Consider the following 5,477-nt stretch of genomic DNA (forward strand, 5'->3'; position numbering starts at 1 on the left):
ACCAATATTTAAAACATCCAAATTAACTGAAGTATTAATCTCATTCAATATTGTAAATGCCTTGATGCAGGCTACCTGTGAACCGTAAGTATGGTCAGGATATTCCCATGAAAGATAATATAAATCCTGCCAGTTTTTACCATCATAACTGACAAATGAGACGTTGTCTGTGTAAAATTCACTGTTGAGTGAAACATATTCTGAAATAGGCACACCGGCTTCCTTATCAACCTTTATCTTAAATATGATGTTGAATATATCCCCTGCCTTGAGAGGAATCAACTGACCCAAATCGATGGTTTTGTAACTTGATGTATCAAAACCGCTTTTGGTTACCCGTAAAACATCATTCACATAAATTGACATTTCCCAATTAGACTTCTTTTGGAAATAAGTTGAAACCGCAGCCAGATATTCATCATCAGTTGCAACAAACTTGTTTTTGTACCAGACAGTACTTGATGAATTCAAAAAGAAATCAGTCCACCCCGGAACATCATACTGGTAATTCTTATCGAATTTGATTGTATCATTAAGGACAAAAGTGTAGGTTGAATAAGGTTTATCCACTGGAGCACATCTGGTATCATAATATGAGACATAATAAAATCCTTTATCTCCACCGCTAGTTCCCCAACTGTTTTTAATAATCCATGCTCCGTCACCTTCAGGTGTTGTTTTGAAGTTATTGCGTGAATAGGTGTCATCCCAACCAACTATAACAACAGCATGATTTGAAGTTGCGCCTCCGGAATAATAGTAATTTTTACCCTTCAGATTAGAGCTGCTCCAATATATGCTTGTTGCAACAGCACCATATTCCATTAAAGCTTTCTTGATTTCATCATTGCCAGTATAAGATGACCTATTCAAATATACAATATTTTGAACATGAATAATGCTATTCAAAATAGGAGATAAAATTGAAGAAGGATTATATGGATCCTCACTTTCATTGACAGGTCCTAACCAACCGGCAAGATATCCTGTTCCCATCTTATCATATCCCCCAATATTGGTTTCCATAGCCCATCCGTAAGAGGAATACATAGCCATTAAGTTTTTCATGTTTTCTTCAGAAAGGTCATAAGATTTTCCGCTTGCCTTTAGAATGCAGGACTCAAGAGCACCAAGGGATGAAAATGCCCAACAGTTCCCTCCGTTTCCTTGAGCCTTTACTGGAGTAACATAACCCAATTCCCTTAAATCATATCTGGAAGGCAATATATGATATGATGAATTATACCTGAATAATGTGTAGTTTCCATTTCCGACAAAGGAGTTATGCATCCATGATTCATAAACATCATTGTTAATGAATGTATTGTTTAATTCCTTATCTAAAATTGAATCATAATAGACCAAATCACTTCCAACTGAATAAACCGCACCAGCAGCATTTGAAGCTCGATTATTTGCAAAAGTGTTAGATTTGACTGTAAATATTTCAACATCATCGGCAAGTATTGCCCCACCATCCCTAGCGGAATTATTTGTCAAAGTAGAATTTTCAATTGAAAGTACACGATACAGCGAATAAATGGCACCACCATAATATTTTGCAGCATTGTTTCTTCCAACAAAATCATTCAAATATAGATTTGATTTTAAAGAAACAATTGCACCTCCAAAATTAGCGCTACAATTAACCATTTCCAATGAATTGGACTCCAACTCGGAATTTATTTGATAGATTCCACCTGCAGCATCTTCAATAGCATAACAGTTATAGAACTTTGATTTATTGATAAAAGTGACAGCATCGTTTTCACATGCAATTGCCCCACCATAAGAATCAGCATAATTTGAATCAAACAGTGTATTGTCTATTGTCAAATATGCGTCATTAACATAAATTGCACCTGCAGTTGTTGCATGATTGTTATTGAATATGGAATTGGTTATGGTCAGGTTTCCTCCCACAACACTGATTGCTCCACCCTTAGAAGCAGAATTGCTTGAAAATGTGGAATTATCAATATAAGTTACGGATTTTCTAGTTGAAGATGAAATAACATTATTAGAAGAATCCTTAAAGATGCAATTTAAAACATTCAAACTGCCTGTAGTGGATATGGCAAAATTAATGAAAGTTACATTTTTAAGAGTTATGGAAGTTGATGAATCCAATCCCAAACCATGATATTTTATTATGGTTTTTGAAGGATTGCTTCCAACAATATTCAAATTTTTAGCTGAGATAGCCTTGTCGAGTTCATATTCCCCATCGGCGAAATGAACTGTGGAATCGGACACAATACGACTGCTTTTTAAATCCTTATATGGTTTGTAAAATGATCCGTCACCATCAATTTCAATTTCTGAATTGAAATATATGTCTGATTTTAGAATGTCGCCGCCCGAACTGGCTGCTGTGGAATTTTCAATTGCATTATCCACTGCAACAATCGTATTATTTTCACTAGCAAATGCTATCGGCATTATTAACATTAAACAAAAAATTGAGAATAATGCAATATATCTAATTTTATTCAACTTCCTTCCTCCATCTAAACAATTTAACCACATTTAGAAGTTAAAATGTATAAAGTACTGTTATTTATAACAGTTATAGTATAAATAGTTGAAGTAAAAAAAAGTTATCATCAAAAAATCTAGTTAAAAATTTTAAAAAAAATAGTAGAGGGAGTAAAAACTCCCGAAAATTTTAATTTTAGTGTTTACGTCTTCTTAATGGTATAATAGCCATAATTGCCAATAACAATAAGATTATTGGATTACCAGTAGCGTGCATAGTTGCAGGTTCGCTAACAGGCTTATGTTTAACTGTTTCATTTTCCGGAGTAGGCTCTGGACGAGGTTCTGGACGAGGCTCAGGCTTAGGATGAGGTCTTGGATGTGGTTTAGTTTTATTAACCACTTCTACTTCAACATCATCACCGATTTCATCAGTCATGTTTGATCCTGCAACAACAGAATTTATTACAGAACCTTCTTTAGTAGCGTAGAAGACCATTTCAAAGCTTGCACTTTCACCAATACCTAAAACACCAGAGTAGATAAATTTATTACCCACTTTGGTCCATCCTTCACCTTTGAAGCTGTCATATTTCAATCCATCAGGGAAATGTTCAATTACATAAACATTGTCTAAATCACAGCCGCCGACATTTGTTACGGTGACTTTGATAGTTACCTTATCACCTACATCAACGGTTGATTTGTCAATCTCCTGTTTCAATTCAAGTTTAGGTTCAACAACAACAGTGGTGTTATTTGAATAAGCACCACTGGTTAAATCTGAATTAGCAATTACTTCCGGAGTAAATACGCCCACAGCAGTAGTTGTGAAGTATAATGTGTAATTAGCAGATTCTCCAGGTTTTAAAATACCTGAATAACTGAACTTATTACCATCTTGAGTCCATCCACCACTAGGAGCACCTAAAATTCCACTAGTTAATTTGTTCCAATTATCTCCATCATAACCGTTGTATATTAAACCTTCTGGGAAGTTGTTTACAGTGTAAACACCAGTCAACTCACAGTCACCAATATTTGTAACAACAACAGTGAAACTAACTTCTTGTCCAACTAAAGCACGTGGATTATTTGATATTTCACGTACAGTCAATGCAGGAGTGTATACAATAACACTAGCATTTGAAGCTGAAGTTGAAGTTTGATCGGAACCTGCAGTAGCTTCATTAGTAAATTTACCACTTTGAGTTGTATTTACGACAATTGTCAATTCAACAGTTTCGCCAACATCCAAAGAACCATCATAATAGAACTTGGTTCCATCATAAGTCCAATTAGTGCCGATGAAATGGTCGTAAATTAAACCGTTTGGTATTTTATCTTCAACAAAGACACCTGTAAGCACCATATCACCATCATTAGTCACTTTAATTGTGAAAGTAGTTTGGTTACCTGAATATACATACTCGTTACCTGAAGTTTTAATAATGGATAATTTAGGGTCAAATACTCTGACAGTAACATCTGATTCAACTATAGTTGCGTTTTCATTTGAATGAACTGAAACAACATTTGTAAGATTACCGGTTGATACAGCTTTTGCTTTAATTGTAATGACTTTGGATTCACCACTTTCTAATAATGCAATGGTAGTATTTAAATCGCCACTTATTAGTTGTAAACCACTTGGCAAGATATCTTCCACTACAACATTTGTAGCATTGGAAGGACCGTTATTGGTTACAGTAATTGTAAATGTGATTTCACCACCTATTGTACTGATTTTCACGTCAGCGATTTTAACAACAGTCAAGTTAACCACAGGAGTTACTTTTACAGTTGCTGTACTGTTTTTAATAGTTGATTCCTCACTACAATTAGTGTGTGCAACATTGTCAAATGTACCATTAGTCAATGCACGGACAACAATCCATACAGAGTATGTGTCTTCACTAGCAATTCTGGAAACATTCCAAGTAACAGTCTTACCGGACAACTTATAACCAGCACTAGCATCAACAAACTCAAATGCACTGTCTAATTCATCAATAATATGAACACCAGTAGCATTAGCAGTTCCATGATTTTTAACAGAAATTGTAAAGTTAACAAGACCATTTACAGCAACATCAGTTGCATTAGCAATCTTATTAATTTTTAAATCTGTTTCGTAGGAACTAACACTCACATTTGAAGTTTTAACTGTATCGTTTTGATTACAAGTCACCTCAACACGGTTCATGAATGTACCAGTCTTAATAGTTTTAACCACAATTGTAATTGTCTCTGATTTTCCACTTTCTAAAACTGGAATAATAGTAGTTAAATTACCACTAACTAACTTAAATCCATTTGTATCAAGAATATCACGAACTGTGATATTAGTTGCATCGGAAGGACCATTATTAGTTACAATAATTTTGAAAGTAACATTATCCCCAACTAAAGCGTCATCATCATCTACCAATTTTACAACAGTTAAATTAACCACAGGAATCACTTTAACAGACACATTACCGCCTTTAACAGTAGCATTTTCATTTGATGTTACATTAACCACATTAGTCAAAGTACCATTAGTCACAGCCTTAAGAGTAATAGTAAATACATAAGACTCACCAGCCCCAATCAACGGAACAGTTAACAAACCAGTAGCACTATCATAACCAGTAGCATTAGACCCAACAAACTCAAATCCAGCAGGAACAACATCAGTAATTCTAACACCAGTAGCATTAGACGGACCATTATTAGTAACATTAACAGTAAAGACAACCCTCACCATTAACATCAACAACAGACACATCAGCAGACTTAACAACAGTCAAGTCAACCACAGGCATTACTTTAACAGACACATTTCCACCTTTAGCAGTAGAATTCTCATTTGAAGTTACATTAACCACATTAGTCAAAGTACCATTAGTCACAGCCTTAAGAGTAATAGTAAATACATAAGACTCACCAGCCTCAATCAACGGAACAGTTAACAAACCAGTAGCACTATCATAACCAGTAGCATTAGACCCAACAAA

3 protein-coding genes (1 of these 3 only partly in view) are annotated in these 5,477 nt (G+C 34.8%); all 3 read right to left on the bottom strand.

The annotated features are described in order from the left end of the window. A protein-coding gene (locus tag QZ143_RS09185) for a C1 family peptidase (RefSeq protein ID WP_292883476.1) crosses the window boundary here: on the bottom strand, positions 1–2,496 show its 5' portion. Its footprint begins 30 nt before the window's first position; 2,496 of the gene's 2,526 nt are visible here — the first part of the coding sequence; it begins with the start codon at positions 2,494–2,496; the stop codon falls past the left edge of the window. A 178-nt stretch (positions 2,497–2,674) separates the two neighbouring features. Next, a complete protein-coding gene (locus QZ143_RS09190) occupies positions 2,675–5,233 on the bottom strand; it encodes a DUF11 domain-containing protein (RefSeq protein WP_292883479.1) in 2,559 nt (852 codons plus the stop codon). Next, on the bottom strand, positions 5,202–5,477 hold a 276-nt coding region (locus tag QZ143_RS09195), incomplete at its 5' end, for a hypothetical protein (protein WP_292883482.1). The genes QZ143_RS09190 and QZ143_RS09195, both read right to left, overlap by 32 nt.

Origin of the sequence: Methanobrevibacter sp. UBA188 (assembly GCF_905234905.1) — an archaeon.
Classification (GTDB): Archaea; Methanobacteriota; Methanobacteria; order Methanobacteriales; family Methanobacteriaceae; genus Methanocatella.

Excerpts from the sequence above, each read along its gene's own strand:
- QZ143_RS09190 (WP_292883479.1), bottom strand. The coding sequence starts at position 5,233 with ATGTTAATGGTGAGGGTTGTCTTTACTGTTAATGTTACTAATAATGGT.